General features: G+C 69.7%; 16 protein-coding genes. 10 read left to right on the top strand and 6 right to left on the bottom strand.

Translation table 11 applies throughout. The features are described 5' to 3' along the window. Nucleotides 1-6 precede the first annotated feature (6 nt). From ACPCHZ_RS11735 to ACPCHZ_RS11725, 3 genes are all read left to right on the top strand, one after another. Nucleotides 7-1,173 (top strand): ferredoxin reductase, encoded by a 1,167-nt coding sequence (locus ACPCHZ_RS11735; RefSeq protein ID WP_423484921.1) that lies wholly within the window; start codon nucleotides 7-9, stop codon nucleotides 1,171-1,173. A 69-nt stretch (nucleotides 1,174-1,242) separates the two neighbouring features. Next, entirely contained in the window at nucleotides 1,243-2,526 is a 1,284-nt protein-coding gene (locus ACPCHZ_RS11730) for a fatty acid desaturase family protein (RefSeq protein ID WP_423484920.1), read from the top strand. 263 nt (nucleotides 2,527-2,789) lie between these two features. Continuing rightward, nucleotides 2,790-4,271 (top strand): peroxidase family protein, encoded by a 1,482-nt coding sequence (locus ACPCHZ_RS11725; protein ID WP_423484919.1) that lies wholly within the window; start codon nucleotides 2,790-2,792, stop codon nucleotides 4,269-4,271. Nucleotides 4,272-4,275: 4 nt separating this feature from the next. Here ACPCHZ_RS11725 and ACPCHZ_RS11720 read toward each other — a convergent pair whose 3' ends face one another. From ACPCHZ_RS11720 to aroA, 3 genes are all read right to left on the bottom strand, one after another. Next, complete coding sequence (locus ACPCHZ_RS11720; protein ID WP_423484918.1) at nucleotides 4,276-5,124, bottom strand: aldo/keto reductase; 849 nt, start codon at nucleotides 5,122-5,124, stop codon at nucleotides 4,276-4,278. A gap of 120 nt (nucleotides 5,125-5,244) precedes the next feature. Further along, nucleotides 5,245-6,225, bottom strand: coding sequence for a ribosome small subunit-dependent GTPase A (rsgA, locus tag ACPCHZ_RS11715; protein ID WP_423484917.1), 981 nt, complete (start codon nucleotides 6,223-6,225; stop codon nucleotides 5,245-5,247). Then, on the bottom strand, nucleotides 6,222-7,529 hold the full coding sequence (gene aroA, locus ACPCHZ_RS11710) for a 3-phosphoshikimate 1-carboxyvinyltransferase (RefSeq protein WP_423484916.1): 1,308 nt from the start codon (nucleotides 7,527-7,529) through the stop codon (nucleotides 6,222-6,224). Before aroA ends, rsgA begins: the two co-directional genes overlap by 4 nt. A 114-nt stretch (nucleotides 7,530-7,643) precedes the next feature. Between aroA and ACPCHZ_RS11705 the strand changes: the two genes are divergently transcribed. The 4 genes from ACPCHZ_RS11705 to ACPCHZ_RS11690 all read left to right on the top strand — a co-directional run bounded on the left by ACPCHZ_RS11705 (nucleotide 7,644) and on the right by ACPCHZ_RS11690 (nucleotide 12,707). Continuing rightward, on the top strand, nucleotides 7,644-8,396 hold the full coding sequence (locus ACPCHZ_RS11705; RefSeq protein ID WP_423484915.1) for an SOS response-associated peptidase: 753 nt from the start codon (nucleotides 7,644-7,646) through the stop codon (nucleotides 8,394-8,396). Between the two features lie 56 nt (nucleotides 8,397-8,452). Next, nucleotides 8,453-9,919 (top strand): DUF7059 domain-containing protein, encoded by a 1,467-nt coding sequence (locus ACPCHZ_RS11700; protein WP_423485357.1) that lies wholly within the window; start codon nucleotides 8,453-8,455, stop codon nucleotides 9,917-9,919. A gap of 80 nt (nucleotides 9,920-9,999) precedes the next feature. Beyond that, nucleotides 10,000-11,547, top strand: coding sequence for an aldehyde dehydrogenase family protein (locus tag ACPCHZ_RS11695; RefSeq protein WP_423484914.1), 1,548 nt, complete (start codon nucleotides 10,000-10,002; stop codon nucleotides 11,545-11,547). Continuing rightward, nucleotides 11,544-12,707 carry an NDMA-dependent alcohol dehydrogenase gene (locus tag ACPCHZ_RS11690; protein ID WP_423484913.1) on the top strand — a complete coding sequence of 388 codons (1,164 nt, stop codon included), beginning with the start codon at nucleotides 11,544-11,546 and terminating at the stop codon, nucleotides 12,705-12,707. Before ACPCHZ_RS11695 ends, ACPCHZ_RS11690 begins: the two co-directional genes overlap by 4 nt. Nucleotides 12,708-12,717: 10 nt before the next feature. Here the strand turns inward: ACPCHZ_RS11690 and ACPCHZ_RS11685 are convergent, their stop codons facing one another. Then, nucleotides 12,718-13,497, bottom strand: a complete 780-nt coding sequence (locus ACPCHZ_RS11685) for a class I SAM-dependent methyltransferase (RefSeq protein WP_423484912.1) — start codon at nucleotides 13,495-13,497, stop codon at nucleotides 12,718-12,720. A gap of 66 nt (nucleotides 13,498-13,563) precedes the next feature. Here ACPCHZ_RS11685 and ACPCHZ_RS11680 point away from each other — a divergent pair, with 66 nt between their 5' ends. Beyond that, nucleotides 13,564-14,283: a YqjF family protein gene (locus ACPCHZ_RS11680; protein ID WP_423484911.1), complete on the top strand. Its 720-nt coding sequence runs from the start codon at nucleotides 13,564-13,566 to the stop codon at nucleotides 14,281-14,283. A 9-nt stretch (nucleotides 14,284-14,292) separates the two neighbouring features. Here the strand turns inward: ACPCHZ_RS11680 and ACPCHZ_RS11675 are convergent, their stop codons facing one another. Further along, nucleotides 14,293-15,150, bottom strand: coding sequence for an SDR family oxidoreductase (locus tag ACPCHZ_RS11675; protein WP_423484910.1), 858 nt, complete (start codon nucleotides 15,148-15,150; stop codon nucleotides 14,293-14,295). A gap of 21 nt (nucleotides 15,151-15,171) precedes the next feature. After that, nucleotides 15,172-15,660: a YbaK/EbsC family protein gene (locus tag ACPCHZ_RS11670; RefSeq protein WP_423484909.1), complete on the bottom strand. Its 489-nt coding sequence runs from the start codon at nucleotides 15,658-15,660 to the stop codon at nucleotides 15,172-15,174. Between the two features lie 221 nt (nucleotides 15,661-15,881). Between ACPCHZ_RS11670 and ACPCHZ_RS11665 the strand changes: the two genes are divergently transcribed. Beyond that, nucleotides 15,882-16,514 carry a sigma-70 family RNA polymerase sigma factor gene (locus ACPCHZ_RS11665; protein WP_423484908.1) on the top strand — a complete coding sequence of 211 codons (633 nt, stop codon included), beginning with the start codon at nucleotides 15,882-15,884 and terminating at the stop codon, nucleotides 16,512-16,514. Further along, nucleotides 16,511-16,819, top strand: a complete 309-nt coding sequence (rsrA, locus tag ACPCHZ_RS11660; RefSeq protein WP_423484907.1) for a mycothiol system anti-sigma-R factor — start codon at nucleotides 16,511-16,513, stop codon at nucleotides 16,817-16,819. The genes ACPCHZ_RS11665 and rsrA overlap by 4 nt, the downstream gene beginning before the upstream one ends. Nucleotides 16,820-16,880 lie beyond the last annotated feature (61 nt).

Raw genomic sequence — 16,880 nt, 5'->3', positions numbered from 1 at the left:
GGTTTCATGGCCAAGAACACCATCAAGGTCGCGGCCAAAGGCGCCGACACGGTGCGCCCCGAGGTCGCGGGTGCCCACAAACATCCCGGACTGCACGCGTTGCGCACGGTCGTCGGACGCATCACCACGCCGCTGCTGCCGGACGACTACCTGCAATTGGCCAACCCGCTGTGGTCGGCGCGCGAGCTGCGCGGCCGAGTGCTCGAGGTCCGTCGCGAGACCGAGGACTCCGCCACGCTGGTCATCAAGCCCGGGTGGGGCTTCTCCTTCGACTACCAGCCCGGCCAGTACATCGGCATCGGCCTGCTCGTCGACGGCCGCTGGCGGTGGCGGTCGTACTCGCTGACGTCGAGCCCGGTGACCGGTGCCGGGCGGCCGGCGATCGCCGGCCGCGCCGGGAAGACGATCACCATCACCGTCAAGGCCATGCCCGAGGGGTTTCTGTCCACCCACCTCGTCGGTGGAGTGGCGCCGGGCACGATCGTGCGACTGGCCGCGCCGCAGGGCAACTTCGTGATGCCCGACCCGGCGCCGGCGTCGGTGCTGTTCCTCACCGGCGGTTCCGGCATCACCCCGGTGATGTCGATGCTGCGCACGCTGGCCCGCCGCGATCAGATCACCGACGTCGTCCATCTGCATTCCGCCCCCACCGAGGCCGACGTGTTGTTCGGCGCGGAACTGGAAGAGCTCCATCGCAGCCACCCGGGGTATCGCCTGACCGTGCGCACCACGCGCACGCAGGGCCGGCTGGACCTGGCCCGGCTGTCCGACCAGGTGCCCGACTGGCGTGACCGGCAGGCCTGGGCATGCGGGCCCGAAGGCATGCTCAGCGAGGCCGAGAAGATGTGGAAGGCCGCGGGCGTCGAGGAGCGACTGCACCTGGAGCGGTTCGCGGCGGTCCGTACCGCGGTGCACGGGGACGGCGGATCGGTCGCCTTCGCGCGCAGCGGGAAGACCGTCCGGGTGGACGCCGCGACGTCGCTGATGGATGCGGGCGAGCAGGCCGGGATCCAGATGCCGTTCGGCTGCCGGATGGGCATCTGTCAGTCCTGTGTCGTCGGCCTGGTCGACGGATATGTCCGCGACCTGCGCACGGGGGTCGAGCACGAACCGGGTACCCGGGTACAGACCTGTATCTCCGCGGCATCCGGAGACTGCACACTGGACGTTTAGTCGTTACTGGCTGGTAACCTACGGGGTCGTAGGTTACGCTAGCGTAGGTACCACGAAAGGAGGCACACGATGGCAATCACGGACGTACCGGCATTCGCGCACCTGACCGAAGCCGACATCGACAATCTGGCTCTCGAGCTCGACACGATCCGACAGGACATCGAGGACTCCCGGGGTGAGCGCGACTCGCGCTACATCCGCCGCACCATCGCCGCGCAACGCGCCCTCGAAGTGGCCGCACGCCTGACGCTGGCCGCGAGTTCGAAGCGTTCCGCCTGGTGGGCCGGCACCGCCGCCCTGGGCGTGGCCAAGATCGTCGAGAACATGGAGATCGGCCACAACGTCATGCACGGCCAGTGGGACTGGATGAACGATCCGGAGATCCACTCGTCGACGTGGGAGTGGGACATGGGCGGGGCCTCCAAGCACTGGCGGTTCACCCACAACTTCATGCATCACAAGTACACCAACATCCTCGGCATGGACGACGACGTGGGCTACGGCCTGCTGCGCGTGACCCGGGATGCCAAGTGGAAGCCGTTCAACCTCGGCAACCTGCTGTACAACACCATCCTCGCGCTCGGCTTCGAGTGGGGCGTCGGTCTGCAGCACGTCGAGCTCGGCAAGATCTACAAGGGCCGCGACGACCGGGACGAGAGCAAGATCCGGGCGCGGGAGTTCGCCGTCAAGGCGGGCGCCCAGCTGGCCAAGGACTACGTCGCCTACCCGGCGCTGACGTCGCTGTCGCCCGGCGCGACCTACCGGTCGACGCTGACGGCCAATGCGGTCGCGAACGTGATCCGCAACGTCTGGTCGAATGCCGTGATCTTCTGCGGCCACTTCCCCGACGGCGCAGAGAAGTTCACCAAGACCGACATGGTCGGTGAGAGCAAGGGCCAGTGGTACCTGCGCCAGATGCTGGGCAGTGCCAACTTCGAGAACGGCCCGGTGCTGCGCTTCATGAGCGGCAACCTCTGCCACCAGATCGAGCACCACCTGTACCCGGACCTGCCGAGCAACCGGTTGCACGAGATCTCGATCCGCGTGAAGGAGATCTGCGACAAGTACGACCTGCCCTACACCACGGGCTCGTTCCTGGTGCAGTACGGCAAGACGTGGCGCACGATCGCCAAGTTGTCGCTGCCCGACAAGTACCTGCGCGCGACCGCCGACAACGCTCCCGAGACCCGCAGCGAGCGGATGTTCACGGAGCTCGAATCCGGCTTCGCCGGAACGGATCCCGAGACCGGGCGCCGTCGCGGGCTCAAGACCGCGATCGCGACCGTGCGGGCGTGGCGACGCGACAGGCGGGCGGCGAAGGCCGGCGCGGTCGAGGCCCGACTGGCCGCCTGACCCAACCACACGTCACTGCGAAACTGCGGGGAGATCTCGATTCCGAGTGAATCGTCGACCTCCCCGCAGTTTCGTTCTCTGGTGTGTGGCTGAGTAGCCGACTACCTCAGTCGATCTCGTCATCCGACAGCTCTTCTGGACGGCGTCCGCCGCGTGCCATCATCGCGGCAGGGCGGCGGCCGCTCCTGCACTCGCAGACCGGGCGGATCGCCGACGGGGGACGGGGGACGACGATGTCGGGCTGCACACATTCAGCACGAGCGATGATGCATGGGCGAACGTTCAACCAGGGGGAGAACCCACCGCATTCGACGCACTACGACCACGGCAAGTTCGGCCGGCTCTTCCCTGCACTGCCGCCGTTCTCCGCCGACAACCCTTCTGTGCGTGAGGCGCTACGAGACATCGGCAGGGCCGGTGAGCTGATGGACGCCAAGGACCAGCTCGCCGATCCTGTCGCGCTGATCACGAATCCGCAACTGAGCGTTCACAACCGGGACAACCCGGACCTGACTGCCGGGATGACGTTCCTCGGGCAGTTCCTGGACCACGACATGACGTTCGACACCACGTCGAGCCTCGAGCGGCAGCAGGATCCGGAGGCGATCGCGAACTTCCGCACGCCCGTCCTCGAACTCGACAACCTCTACGGTCCGGGCCCGGGCGCTGCACCGCACCTCTACGACCACACGGTCGACGGTGGCCTGACGACCTTCCTCGTCGAGCAGATTCCGGGGTCGGAGGCGCGGACCCGGGACGGGAGCCCGCGGTTCGACCTGCCGCGGAACAGTCAGAACATCGCGCTGATCGGTGACCCTCGCAACGACGAGAACCTGATCGTCTCGCAACTGCACGTCGCCATGCTCAAGTTTCACAACGCCGTCGTCGAGTGGGTCAAGGCCGAGTTGGGTCTCACCAGCCCGCACGAGGTCTTCGCCGAAGCGCAGCGCCTGGTGCGGTGGCACTACCAGTGGATCATCGTCCACGAGTTCCTGCCCAAGACCGTGGGAGCGGCGGTGGTGGACGACGTGTTGACGAACGGCCGCAGGTTCTACGAATGGCGTAACGCGCCGTACATCCCGGTCGAATTCTCGGTCGCCGCATACCGGTTCGGGCACTCCCAGGTGCGCCCGAGCTACCGTGCCAACTTCGGACCCGCAGATGGTCAGGAGTTCTTCGCGCTCATCTTCGACGACACCCAGGCCGACTCCGGTGACCCCGCCGACCTGCGCGGGGGCAAGCGGGCGGCACGCCGCTTCATCGACTGGCAGACGTTCTTCGACTTCGGTGACGGGCGTGCCCGGGGGAACAAGCGAATCGACACCACGCTGTCGTCGGTGCTGTTCGACCTGCCCGGTATCCCGAGTGCCGAGCCGCAGTCACTGGCACAGCGGAACCTGCTGCGGCACCTGACCTTCGGTGTGCCATCGGGTCAACGGGTGGCACGGGCCATGCAGATCGACCCGCTCCCGCCCGCCGACCTAAAAGACCTCACCGACTTCAAGCTGCAGGAGCGGACACCGCTGTGGTTCTACGTGCTGCGCGAGGCCGACGTCCGCGAGGACGGCAAGCGGCTCGGGCCGGTCGGCGGCCGGATCGTGGCCGAAGTGTTCCTCGGCCTGCTGCAGGGTGACCCGCTGTCCTATCTCAGGCAGGACCCGGAGTGGACGCCGACGCTGCCTGCGGACGGCGAGTTCGGCATCGTCGACCTGCTGCGGTTCGCCGGCGTGGTCGGCGCCCTGTGATCGGTCAGTCCGGCACGTAGTCGAACGTGTCCGGGTTCGCGCCCGTGCGGCCGTCCTCGCCCTTGTCCAGCGCGGTGAGCGCATCGACATCCGACTCACCCAGCTCGAAGTCGAACAGCGCGAAGTTCTCCTTGATGCGCTCGGGTGTCACCGATTTCGGGAACACGATGTCACCGCGCTGGATGTGCCAGCGCAGCACCACCTGGGCGGGGGTCCTACCCGCCGCCTCGGCGATCCGCGTCACCACTGAATCGTCGAGCACCTTGCCCTGGGCGATGGGCGACCACGCCTCGGTCGCGATGTGGTGCTCGGCGCCATAGGCCCGCACCGTGTCGTTGGTGAAGTACGGATGCACCTCGATCTGGTTGACCACGGGAGTCGTATCGGTCTCGCGCGCAAGCCTTTCGAGATGCTCGACCTGGAAGTTCGACACCCCGATGCTGCGGGCCCGACCGTCCTTCTTGAACTCCTCGAGCGTCTGCCAGGTCGACACGTAGTCGCCGTCGTAGAGCGTCGGCAACGGCCAGTGGATGAGGAACAGGTCGACGTAGTCGAAGCCGAGCTCCTCCAGCGTGGCATCGAAGGCGCGGCGGGCGTCATCGGGCCGGTGGAAGCCGTTGTTCAGCTTGCTGGTGACGTACACCTCGCCGCGGTCGATGCCGGCGTCGCGGATGCCCTGCCCGACGCCCCGCTCGTTCTGGTACATCTCCGCGGTGTCGATGTGCCGGTAGCCGATCTCCAGCGCGGTGCGGACCGCGCCTGCGGTCTCGTCCGGGTCGATCTGGTACACGCCGAAGCCGAGCTGCGGGATGTGCGTGCCGTTGTTCAACGAGATGGTGGGAACAGTGCTCACAGGAGGATCTCCTCGGGTCGGATCAAGGTCTGCTGACGGGGTGCCCACTAAGACAACCCCGCACACCCTGCCGAGGCGTCCGTCGTCGGCCGGTCAGGACGCTGCCCATCTCCTGCGGGATCACGCGTCCTTGAGGGCGGCGAGCAGTCGGCGCGCCGCGGTGACCCGGTCGGCGGCCGCGCCGGTCAGGGCGTCGAGTGCGCACCCCGGGTCGGCAGGCGGCCCCATGTGGCGGCAGCCTCGCGGGCAGTCGGCGATGGCCTCGGCCAGGTCGGCGAACGCCAACAGCACGTCCTCGGGCGCGATGTGCGCCAGGCCGAACGAGCGCACCCCGGGCGTGTCGACCACCCAGCCGGAGTCGGCCAGCGGCAACGCGATCGACTGCGTGGACGTGTGTCTGCCCTTCCCGACGCCGGACACCACGCCGATCGCCCGGTGTGCGTCCGGCACCAGCCGATTCACCAGAGTCGACTTGCCGACCCCGGAGTGGCCGAGCAGCACGGTGACCGAACCGATCAGCAGGGGAGCGACGACGTCGAGCGGGTCGTCACGACCGGCCGTGACGACGGTCAGGTCCAGGCCGGCGAACTGGGCGGCGAACGGCTCGGGCGGCGCGAGGTCGGACTTGGTGAGGCAGAGGATCGGACGCAGGCCACCGGCGTACGCGGCGATCAGCGACCGCTCGACGAAACCGGTGCGCGGCGGCGGATCCGCCAACGCCACCACCACGAGCAGCTGGTCGGCGTTGGCGACCACCACCCGTTCGGTCGGATCGGTGTCATCGGCGGTGCGGCGCAACACTGTTCGGCGTTCGCTGCGACGGACGATGCGGGCCAGGGTGTCGGGCCGCCCACTCAGGTCGCCCACCACGTCCACGTCGTCACCGACCACGATCGGGGTCCGGCCCAGTTCGCGTGCCCGCATCGCGGTGACGACCTGATCCGGATCGCCGCCGAGCGCGCAGCCCCACCTGCCGCGATCGACCGTCACCACCATCGCGTTCAGCGCGTCGGCGTGGCCGGGGCGGGTCTTGGTCCGCGGTCGCGAGCCCCGACCCGGTCTGATCCGGACGTCGGACTCGTCGTACTCGCGAGGGCTCAACTACCTGCCTCGGGCCCGATGGTCTGTCCGGCCAGCATGTCGGCCCACAGCTGCGGGAACTCCGGCAGCGTCTTGGCGGTGGTGGCGATGTCCTCGACCTCCACGCCCGGTGTGCGCAGGCCGACGATCGCGCCGGCCATCGCCATCCGGTGGTCGGCGTAGGAGTGCCAGGTGCCGCCGTGCAACGGCACGGCCGTGATCACCAGGCCGTCGTCGGTCTCCTCGCACCGACCGCCGAGACCGTTGATCTCGTTCGACAGCGCGGCCAACCGGTCGGTCTCGTGGCCGCGCAGGTGGGCGACACCGCGAAGCCGCGACACCGAATCGGGGGTGGCCAGCGCCGCCAGCGCGGCCATGGTGGGGGTGAGTTCGCCGACGTCCTGCAGGTCCACCTCGAACCCGCCGAACAGGCCGCCACCCTGCACCTCGAGATAGGCGTCGCCGTGGCGGACCTTCGCCCCGAGCTTCTCCAGGATGGCCAGGATGGCCCCTGCCGGCTGGATGCTGCGCGGCGGCCACCCCGTCACGCGCACGGCGCCGCCGCTGACCACCGCGGCCGACAGGAACGGCACCGCGTTCGACAGGTCCGGCTCGATGACCCACCGCCGCGGTGCGACCGGGCCCGGCCGCACCCGCCAGCGCAACCGCTGGCTGTCGTCGACCTGGACGCCGGCGTCGCGCAGCATCGCCACCGTCATGCCGATGTGCGGCGCCGACGGCAGCGACTCACCGGTGTGCACGACGGTCAGCCCGTCGGTGAACGCCGCGCCCGACAGCAGCAGCCCGGAGACGAACTGCGACGACGCCGACGCGTCGATCTCCACGGTGCCGCCGGCCACCGATCCGCCGCCCGACACCCGGAACGGCAGGCCGTCACCGTCGACGTCGACACCGAGGGCACGCAATCCGTCGAGCAGCGGTGCGATCGGCCGGGCGCGGGCCTGCTCGTCGCCGTCGAACGTGACCGTCTCCGTGCCCAGCGCGGCGACCGGAGGCACGAAGCGCAACACGGTGCCGGCCAGGCCGCAGTCCACGCGCGCTCCCGGGGCGGGCGCGATCCGTCCGCCGACGGTGAGTTCTGTGTCGTCACCGCCGACGGCCTCCACCGAGACGCCGAGAGCCTGCAGCGCGCCGATCATCAGGTCGGTGTCGCGGCTGCGCAGCGCGCCGCTGATCGTCGACGAACCCTGCGGGGTGGCCAGCGCCGCCAGCAGCAGGGCGCGGTTGGTCAGCGACTTCGAGCCCGGGACGGTGACCGTCGCATGGACCGGGCTGGGCGTCGACGGTGCCGGCCAGTTGCTCACGACTCACCATCCTGCCCTGTCAGGGACCGGCGGCCAAAGGCCCGCCCGGACCACTGCGGCTCGGATCCCCTTCTCCCGACCCTGCTGTCGGCGTCTTCTGCCACTATCGATGGCATGTGTGGACGATTCGCCGTGACCACCGATCCCGCGCTGCTGGCCCAGAAGATCGAGGCGATCGACGAGGCGACGACAGCCGCCAAGGACTCGGTCGGCCCGAACTTCAACGTGGCGCCGACCACCACCATCAGCACCGTCGTCAAGCGGCACACCGAACCCGAGGACGAGTCGACGCGGCGGGTGCGTCTGATGCGCTGGGGCCTGATCCCGCCCTGGGTGAAGACCACCGAGGACGGCGCCCCCGACAACAAGGGCCCGCTGCTGATCAACGCGCGGTCGGAGAAGGTGAGCAGTTCGCCGGCGTTCCGGAACTCGGCGAAGAGCAAGCGCTGTCTGGTGCCGATGGACGGCTGGTACGAGTGGCGGGGGGAGAAGGGCGCGAAGACGCCGTTCTACATGTACGGCGGTGACGGCGAGCTACTGTACATGGCGGGGCTGTGGTCCACCTGGCGGCCGAAGGAGGCGCCCAAGGACGCACCGCCCCTGCTCAGCTGCACCATCATCACCACCGACGCGGCAGGCCCGCTGGCCGAGATCCACGATCGGATGCCGCTGACCATCAGCCGTGCCGACTGGGACCGCTGGCTCGACCCGGACGCTCCGATCGATGAGGGGCTGTTGCGCGGCCACGGCGACCTCGACCGCATCGAGATCCGGGAGGTGTCCCGTCTGGTCAACAGCGTCCGCAACAACGGCCCGGAGCTGATCGAACCCGCCAAGCCGGAACCCGAGCAGGCGACGCTGCTTTGACGGGGTCCGCAGGCCCACTGCGCCACACCGCCGTCGTCGACGCCCTCGCGGCCGACATGCGTGCCGCGGGCTACACCACCGACGGGGTGACCGACCTGCTCGGCGGCGACGCCGGCGCGGCGTTCAGCCGGGGACTGTGGTGGTCCGCGCTGCGCGCCACCGACCGTGCCGCGCCGGACCGGCGTCGGCTCGCCGTGCTGGTGCGGCTGTTCCTGCTCGGCGCCGACGAACCCGTCGACCGCGTCGCGTTCGCGCTGCCCAACGCGGGCGTGGATGCGCTGGTCGACGACGGTGTGCTCGAGTTCACGCCGCACGGATCGCTGCGGTCCGCGCTGGACATCCGCCCGCACGGTGACGGCGTCCGAGATTTCCTGGTGGTCTCCGACCTGGACGCGGCGCTGCGCCCAGGGCCGGTGCGGCACGACCATGTCCTCGGCATCGGCGGTGCGTCGGTGTCCCTGGCGCACGCGGTGATCCGCGCACCTGTGCGACGGGCTCTCGATCTCGGCACCGGGTGCGGCATCCAGGCGCTGCACCTCGACGCGCACTGTGATGCCATCGTCGCCACCGACACCAATGCGCGGGCGCTCGCCGTGGCCGCGGCGACCGCCCGCCTCAACGGCATGTCCTGGGATCTGCGGCACGGCAGCATGTTCGAACCGGTGGACGGGGAGCGCTTCGACCTGATCGTGTCCAATCCGCCGTTCGTGGTGGGCGCGGGGGCGCTCGATTACCAGTACCGCGATTCCGGGATGGCCGGTGACGCATTGTGCCGCACCCTCGTCGAACAGGCCGGCGATCACCTCGAGCCCGGCGGCACCGCCCAGATCATGGCCAACTGGATCGTGCGACACGGTGGCGCGGACGGCGCATGGCGCGACCGGGTGCGCGGTTGGCTGGCCGGCACCGGCCTGCACGCCTGGGTGGTGCAGCGCGAATTCGCCGACCCGGTCAGCTACGTGTCGCTCTGGACGTCGGATGCCGGCGAACCGCCCGAGGACGCCGCACGCCGCGGCGGGCAGTGGCTGGACTGGTTCGCCGACGAGGGCATCGCGGGAATCGGCATGGGCATGATCACGCTGCGGGCGCCGCGGTCCGGTGAGCGCCGCCCGCCCGACCACGTGCTCGAGGAGATCACCGGCGCCGACGAGGCGCTGACCGGCCCCGAGGTGGAGGCGTTCTTCGCCCGCCGCGAGTACCTGCACGACACCACCGACGAACAGCTGCTGGCGGCCCGGCTGTCGACCGCGCCGGTGCTTCTCGAGGAGCATTCGCTGCCCGGTCCGGACGGCTGGCAGGTGGTCGGCGCCGCGGTGCGCCGACCCGGTGGGCCTGCCGCGGTGATCGGGGTCGACGAGGTGTCCCGGGCGCTTTTGGCGGGCTGCCGCGGCGAGGTGCCGCTCGGCACGTTGATCGAGCTGCTCGCCGCCTTCCACGGCGTCGACGCCGATGCCCTCGCGACGGCCGCGCTACCGGTGGTGCGGGAGGCGATCGGCCGCGGAATCCTCCATCAGGCACGCTGAGTGATTGCACAGGCAAGAACACCGAAAATGACGTAGCCGCCGGGCTGTCCCCGGCTGGGCGCCGGTGTGATGCTCTTCACATGACTGATCTTGCTTCGAGGCCCGATGTCGACGTCATCGACGTACGCAACCCGGCCAACGGCCGGACCGTCGGCACGGTGCCGATCCACTCCGCCGAGTCCGTCGCCGCCCGGGCTCGCGAACTCCGCGCAGCGCAACCCGAATGGGAGGCGATGGGTCCGCGCGGGCGCAGGCGCTGGCTGCTCGCTTTCCAGGAGTGGGTCCTCGACAACGCCGAGCGACTCGCCGACGTGCTGCAGTCCGAGACCGGGAAGACCCGTGCGGACGCGAGCGCCGAGCCGACGTGTGTGGCCGACTCGCTGAACTACTGGAGCGGTCATGCCGAGCGGTTCCTCGCCGACGAGCGGCCGGCGTCGCTGAACCCGTTGACCATCACCAAGAAGCTGACGACCGTGTACCGCCCGTATCCGGTCGTCGGCGTCATCACGCCGTGGAACTTCCCGTTCGTGATGCCTGGGATGGACGTGATACCCGCGCTGGCCGCAGGGGCCGCCGTGCTGCTCAAGCCGTCGGAGGTGACGCCGCTGTCCGCCGTCGAGTTCGCCCGCGGCTGGGCCGAGGTCGGCGCGCCGCCGGTGCTCGCCGTGTGCACCGGACTCGGTGAGACCGGTGCCGCGCTGATCGACAACGTCGACTATCTCCAGTTCACCGGCTCGACCGCGACGGGACGCAAGGTCGCCGTCGCGTGCGCCGAGCGCCTGCTGCCCTTCAGTCTCGAGCTGGGCGGCAAGGACCCCGCCGTGGTGCTGGCCGACGCGGACCTCGAGCGGGCGGCCAACGGCATCGCCTGGGGCGGCCTGTTCAACTCCGGGCAGGTGTGCGTCTCGGTCGAGCGCGTCTACGTCGAGGCGCCGGTGTACGACGCCTTCGTCTCCCGGCTCGCGCAGACGGTGAGCGGCCTGCGTCAGGGTGAGGACGACCGCGGATACCGCTTCGACGTGGGCGCCCTGGCCACCGAGGCGCAGCGCGACATCGTGGCGCGCCACGTCGACTCCGCGGTCGCCGCCGGCGCGCGGGTGCTCACCGGCGGCAAGCCGACCGGTATCGGCACCTTCTTCGAGCCGACCGTGCTGGTGGACGTCGACCACTCGATGGCGTGCATGACCGAGGAGACGTTCGGACCGACCCTGCCGGTGATGAAGGTCGCCGACGAGGAGGAGGCCGTCCGGCTCGCCAACGACTCGCCCTACGGGCTGTCGGCGACGGTGTGGACCGCCGACCTCGAGCGCGGTGAACGCATCGCCCGCCGCCTCGACGCCGGAGCGGTCAACATCAACGACGCGCTGTCCAACGTCTTCTCCTATGCGGTGCCGATGGGCGGATGGAAGAACTCCGGCGTCGGTGCCCGCTACGGCGGCGCTGCCGGTGTGCTCAAATACTGCCGCCCACAGGCGATCACGACACCGCGGATGCCGACGCCGAAGAAGGAGCTGATCTGGTATCCGGTCTCCCGGCGACGGAGCCGCTTCGCCTTCGGCATGGTCCGCGCCGCGGCCGCCCGCGGCAGGCGACGGTTCGGATTCGCGGCACCGAGGTCGGACCTGTGAAGTGCCAGGGCGCCGTCCTGCACGGCGTCGGCGAGGACTGGGACGTCTGCGAGATCGACCTCGACCCGCCGCGTGCCGGTGAGGTGCTCGTCAAGATGGCGGCGGCCGGTGTCTGCCACTCCGACGACCACCTAAGGACCGGGGACATGGTGCCGAGCCCACAGGTCGCGGCGATCATGGCAGCGGCCGGCGCACCGCCGACGGAGTTCTTCCCGTTCCTCGGCGGCCATGAGGGCGCCGGGGTGGTGGCCGAGGTGGGACCCGGTGTGCGGTCGGTGCAACCCGGCGACCACGTCGCGATGTCGTTCATGCCGGCCTGCGGAACGTGCCGGTTCTGCGTTTCGGGCATGACATACCTGTGCGACAACGGGGCGATGCTCTTCGACACCTGCATGATCACCGACGGCACGGCACGCAGACACCTCGGCGATCAAGACCTCAGCGCGATGACACAGTTGGGCACTTTCGCCGAATACGCGGTGCTTGCCGAGGAATCGGTGATCAAGCTGGACGAGTCGGTGCCACTCGAGGCGGCGTCGCTGGTGTCGTGCGGCGTGACCACCGGGTGGGGTTCGGGAACCACAGGGGTCGGCACGCTTCCCGGTGACACCGTGGTGATCGTCGGAAACGGCGGCGTGGGCATCAACGCCGTGCAGGGCGCCCGTGCGGCCGGCGCGCAATCCGTCGTCGCCATCGATCCTGTTGAATTCAAGAGAGATTCGGCGAAATTCTTCGGCGCCACGGACACCAGCCCGTCGATGGAGGAGGCATTCCCGCTCGTGCAGGAGATCACCAGGGGCGTCATGGCCGACCGGGTGGTCCTCACGCCAAGCGTCCTGCGGCCCGAAATGCTCCTGCCGGCGCTGATGCTCACCCGAAAGGGCGGCACCTGCGTGATGACCGCGGTGCCCAAGGTCGATGTCGACCTCGTCCCGCTGATGCTGGCCGACATGCTGTCGAGCTGTAAGACGCTCAAAGGACTGATCTTCGGCGGGATGAACCCCCGGGCGAGTACGCCGATGCTGTTGTCGATGTACCGCAGCGGACACCTCAAGCTGGACGAACTCGTTACGCGGCGATACCGGCTCGATCAGGTCAACGAGGCGTACACCGACCTGCGGAACGGCCGGATCATCCGCGGCGTCATCGAGTTCGGCTGAGCCCCGGCGGTCACGCCCGCCGCAGGGCGCTCACCACGACGTAGGGCGAGGTGAACGTCACCGTGCCCGAGGCGTCCACGTGCCCGCGCAGCGCTGCCTCGAACGCCGCGGCCAGCTGCTCGGTCTGCGCGCCGTCGACACGCCGGAACGTCTCGACGTGCATCGGCGACTCCTCACGCAGGAAATGCATTGCTGCGCTGAGTGACTCGAATTCCCAGGTGTGCCGTGATCGCCGGATGTCGATGGCGTCGTAGCCGGGTGCGAGGCGGTCAGTGATGGTGTCCGCGTCGCCCCATTGATCGGGCGAGAATCCCGACCGCGCGGGCGGTCCGAGCACCTCGATCACCGGATCGAACAGTGGATTGTGCGTATCGCGCACCCACGACGAGAACGCGAACACGCCGCCGCCGCGGAGCAGCCGGTCGACCTCGGCGACCTGGCGATCGGGCTCGACGAAGATGATCCCCATGTTGGACACCACGGCGTCGAACGACGCGGCGGGCAGTCCCGTGTCGGAGGCGTCGCCGGTCCGCCAGTCCACGGCGGCGGCGCCGTCGTGCCGGGTGGCGATGGCGATGAGATCGGGGGTGATGTCGACACCGGTCACCCGCGCGCCGCGGGCGGCGGCCCTCAGCGCCGCGTTGCCGGTGCCGCAGGCCAGGTCGAGCAGCGCGGTCCCGGCCAGTGGGCGTCGCCGTTCGACGGCGTCGACCACCTCCCCGGCGATGTGGGCGATCCGTCGGGCAACAGCTTCGTAGCGGCCGGCAGACCACATCGTCGGCGAAGACACTGCACCAGCGTGCCACGATGACAGCGTGGACAGTCGCTCCGCTCGCCGGCCAGCGGAAGGTGCGCCGTGACCTTCCCGGTGTCGGCGCCGGCGTTGCCGCGCCCGGTGTTCTTCGACCAGTTCTGGTCGGAACTCACCTTCGTGCACTGGCCGGTCGACCCGCGCACCGTCGCGCACCTCTACCCCGCGGGCACCCGCCCGGACGTGTTCGACGACGGCCTCACCTATGTGGGGCTGGTGCCGTTCGTGATGCGCCACACCAGGGTGGGCGCCGCGGTGCCGCTCGGGTACTTCGGGACGTTCGCCGAGACCAACGTCCGGCTCTACTCCGTCGACGACGCGGGCCGCCACGGAGTGCTGTTCCGCTCACTGGAGACGCAGCGCGCCGCGGTGGTGCCGGTGACGCGGATCGGTCTCGGCGTGCCCTACACGTGGGCGAAGATGCGCGTCGTCCGGTCCGGCCGTCGCCTGGCCTATTCGAGCGTGCGCAGGTGGCCCCGCCGCGGTCTGCGCAGCGCGTTGACGGTCGACATCGGCGGCAAGGTGGAGCCGACGCCGCTCGAGGTCTGGCTGACCGCCCGCTGGGGCGCGCACACCCGCAAGGCGGGCCGGACGTGGTGGTTCCCCAACGAACATGTGACCTGGCCCCTGCACGACGCGGACGTCGTCACACTCGACGACGACCTGGTGTCCGCCGCGGGCGTCACGACTGCGGGTGAGCCGCTGCGTGCGCTGTACTCGGCCGGGGTGCACGCCCGGTTCGGGCGGCCGACCCGGGTGACCTGAGCCCGGTTCCTAGGGCGCCGAGTACCCGGGTGGGTTGGGGGTGTCCACCCACAGGTCGACGCCCAGGTCGGAGCCGGGCACGCAGTCGTACACCGACAGATCGGTGACCCCGGAGTCGAGCAGCACGTCTTCGCACAGCAGGCTCTGGCCGGTGAACTCCCGCGCGGGCCTGGTCAGGATCGCGTACGCCGCATCGGAGTAGACCTCGGGCTTGCGGGCCCTTGCCATCGCCTCGTCACCGCCGAGCAGGTTCTGCACCGCGGCCGTGGCCACCATGGTGCGGGGCCACAGGGTGTTGGACGCGATGCCCTCGTCGCGCAACTCCTCGGCGATCCCCAACGCGCACAACGTCATCCCGAACTTCGCCATCATGTAGGCGGTGGGGGTGAGCCACTGCTGCTCCAGCCTGATCGGCGGTGACAGCGTGAGGATGTGCGGGTTCTCCCGGCCCTTCATGTGCGGGATGCAGGCCTGCGACACCGCATAGGTGCCGCGCACCTGGATGCCGTTCATCAGGTCGAATCGCTTGAGTGGCACCTCCTCGACCGAGCCCAGATTGATCGCCGAGGCGTTGTTGACACAGATGTCGATCCCGCCGAACCGTTCGACGGCCTGCGCCACCGCCGCGGCCACCGAGTCGCCGTCACGGATGTCGCCGACGATCGGCAGTGCCTGCCCGCCGGCGTCCTCGATCTCCTTGGCTGCGGTGTACACCGTGCCCTCGAGCTTGGGATGCGGTTCGGCGGTCTTGGCGATCAGCGCCACGTTCGCGCCGTCGGCGGCGGCGCGCTTGGCGATCGCCAGACCGATACCGCGGCTGGCGCCGGAGATGAACATGGTCTTCCCGGAGAGGGGCGTGGCTGCCATGGGGTCACCATATGCCGGGCGTCAGGCTCTGATGTCGGCGGTGACCGCATCGGTGAGCCGCACCAGATCGGCAGGCGCCACCGCGACGTCCCACCCGCGCTTGCCCGCGCTGCACAGCACCCGGTCCCAGCGCAGCGCCGAGGCGTCGACCACCGTCGGCAACGGTCTGCGCTGCCCGAACGGTGAGATGCCGCCCAGCACGTATCCGGTCGACCGTTCGGCCGCCGCGCGCTCGGCCATCGCCACCTTGGGGACGCCGAGCGCCGCGGCCGCCGCCTTGAGCGAGAGCTTGGCCGGCACCGGCAGCACCGCGACCGCCAGGCCGGCGGGCGCCGCCACGATCAGCGTCTTGAGCACCTGGTCGGGCTGCACGCCCGTGTCCGAGGCCAGCGCGGCGACCGCCTCCTCACCGAAGGACTCGGCGCGGGCGTCGTGGGCGTAGCGCAACACCTCGTGCGGGACGCCCGCGGCGAGCAGCGCCGCGATCGCCGGGGTCGCCGCTCGTGCCACCGGCCCAGGGTAGTGCCGGCGGTCGGGGAACAAGTCTCATCGGGTCTGCTGTTGTTGACTGCAGTTCCGCCTGCTGATGCAGCGGTCAGTCGGTTGTCGGGAGCAGCCACTAGGATCTCCGAAGGAGGGGACTTACGGTGCCAACGGTTTGCCTGGAACGTCCGGTGGATCTGCCGGGCTTGTTCGGCGGCGCCGCGACAGAAGGGACGGTGTCGACCCTGATGACCGACGTCGACGGCTCAGCGCCCGAGAGATCGACCGAGACCGATGCCGAGCTGACCGCCCGGTTCGAGAGGGACGCGATCCCCCTGCTCGACCAGCTCTACGGCGGTGCGCTGCGGATGACCCGCAATCCCGCCGACGCCGAGGACCTGCTCCAGGAGACCATGGTCAAGGCGTACTCCGGCTTCCGGTCGTTCCGCGAGGGCACCAATCTCAAGGCGTGGCTCTACCGCATCCTCACCAACACCTACATCAACAGCTACCGCAAGAAGCAGCGTCAGCCGGCGGAGTACCCGACGGAGGAGATCACCGACTGGCAGCTGGCGGCCAACGCCGAGCACTCGTCGACGGGGCTGCGGTCGGCCGAGGTGGAGGCGCTCGAGGCGCTGCCCGACACCGAGATCAAAGCGGCACTGCAGGCGTTGCCGGAGGATTTCCGGATGGCGGTGTACTACGCCGACGTCGAGGGATTCCCGTACAAGGAGATCGCCGAGATCATGAATACGCCGATCGGCACCGTGATGTCCCGGTTGCACCGGGGCCGCAAGCAACTGCGTGACCTGCTGGGCGATGTCGCCCGAGACCGCGGATTCATCCGGGCCGAGCAGGCGCCCGAGGAGGTGCCGTCATGACCGACCAGCCACGCGACGACGAACGCTGGACCCCGCCGGTAGGCCCCGTCGACCCCGAACACCCCGAGTGTGCGGCGGTGATCGCCGAGGTGTGGACGCTGCTCGATGGTGAATGCACCGCGGAGACCCGCGACAAGCTCCAGCACCACCTCGAGGAGTGCCCCGCCTGCCTGCGCCATTACGGCGTGGAGCAGCGGGTGAAGCACTTGATCGCGACCAAGTGCAGCGGCGAGAAGGCGCCCGACCGGCTGCGCGAGCGGTTGCGGATCGAGATCAGCCGCACCACGATCATCCGCGGCGGCTGACCGGCGCCTGCCCACTCACGACGAACGCCCGCCCGTCCTGCAGGACGGGCGGGCGTTTCGG

It is taken from the genome of Mycobacterium sp. NPDC050041 (assembly GCF_049541695.1).
GTDB lineage: Bacteria > Actinomycetota > Actinomycetes > Mycobacteriales > Mycobacteriaceae > Mycobacterium.
The sequence above is the reverse complement of the archived record's forward strand: the minus strand, read 5'-3'. Positions and strand labels throughout refer to the sequence as shown.